Source organism: Vibrio sp. YT-18 (assembly GCF_033337345.1).
GTDB classification, from domain to species: domain Bacteria; phylum Pseudomonadota; class Gammaproteobacteria; order Enterobacterales; family Vibrionaceae; genus Vibrio; species Vibrio alginolyticus.
The window spans coordinates 1-1379 of sequence record NZ_JAWOQO010000113.1; the positions used below are offsets into that span (position 1 = coordinate 1).

Genomic DNA, 1379 nt, shown 5'->3' on the forward strand with positions numbered 1-1379 from the left:
TGATCTGTTTTGGTTGAAAGTCCCTTTCTTGTAATACCTTGGCATCCGGTGTTGGGCCCAAGCGTGCACCACTTTCCCAACCGACATGAATGGCTTCGATCGCCTCTAATGAGACGTGAACCGTCTTATCTACTGGTGTGCCAGTTGGAGCTAAAATACCAACAACTTTGAATGGCAGTTTATCGTGACGGCTGAAGCCAACATCGCTGATACCATGGGCAATGATGATTTCGCTGCCTATCTGGTAACCCAATTGTTTGGCGACGTCCGATCCGAGTACGGTTTCAAATAATCCATTGAACTCTTTCCCTTTCGAGAAAGTAAGTGGTTGCTTACTTCCGTACTTATAATGCTCAAAGTAACTATGATTGGTTCCCATCACTCGAAAGCCTTTGTGAGAGTCTCCGAGCGAAATTGGAATTGCCCAATCAACCGCGCGATGCTGGCTGAATTCTTGATAGCTTTTCCAATCGATATTATTAGTTGCGTTACCAATACGAAAGACTGAATACAGCAGTAAGTTCACTTGGCCTGAGCGTCCGCCGACAATTAGGTCCGTTCCTGAAATGGTGTTCGCAAAGCTGTCTTTTGCTTGAGTGCGGATACGTTCTACGCCAAGCAGCAAGATTACCGATATTGCTACCGTCATGATCGTCAACACCGCTGTCGCTTTGCGGTTCATCAAGCTTTTCCAAGCGAGTTTGATTACAGCACTCACGATAGCACCTCCATGTTACGGCTTTGGTTTATTTCTGGCAGATTAATGGTGCGATCGAACAAGCTTTCCAGAGTTGGATCATGGCTGACAAAGATTAATGTCGCGTTGGCTTGATTAGCCTGTTCCATCAGCAGCTCGATGAACGCCATGCGATTATCATGATCGAGTGCGGATGTCGGCTCGTCAGCAATGACTAACGCAGGATGCCCTATTAGCGCACGAGCTGCAGCCACTCGCTGTTGTTGTCCAATACTCAGCTCTGACACTGGGCGAGAGTGTAAATTTGTCGGTAAATGAAGCCGCTCCAACAAGGTTGTCGCTTGTGCTAAAAGCTCGGCTGTGGAGGCGTTTGGTGTCACGCGATCTCGTCTCACTTTACTGAATTGGCAAGGAAGTAATACGTTGTCGATGACATTCAAATACGGCAGCAAGTTGAATTGCTGGAAGATATAACCAATGTGGTCGGCGCGGAATCTATCTCTGCGGCTTGAACTCAGCGTCGCTAAGTTCGTATTGAGTACTGATAACGAGCCTGAACTTAACGTATTGATTCCGGTGAGCAAAGCTAAAAGTGTGGATTTTCCACAGCCACTTGGCCCTTTGATAAAGACATGCTCACCCGTCGCTATCTGCAAATCAGGAATATTGATCACCGCGGTCT

The 1379-nt window shown here is 47.1% G+C and carries 2 protein-coding genes; both read right to left on the reverse strand.

Annotation, left to right across the window (positions count from 1 at the left end; genetic code table 11):
• A partial coding sequence (locus R7M72_RS24730; RefSeq protein ID WP_318056418.1) for an ABC transporter permease occupies nucleotides 1–718 on the reverse strand: 718 nt, incomplete at its 3' end.
• Nucleotides 715–1379, reverse strand: a 665-nt coding sequence (locus R7M72_RS24735; RefSeq protein ID WP_318056419.1) for an ABC transporter ATP-binding protein, incomplete at its 5' end; no start/stop codon positions are given. The genes R7M72_RS24730 and R7M72_RS24735, both read right to left, overlap by 4 nt.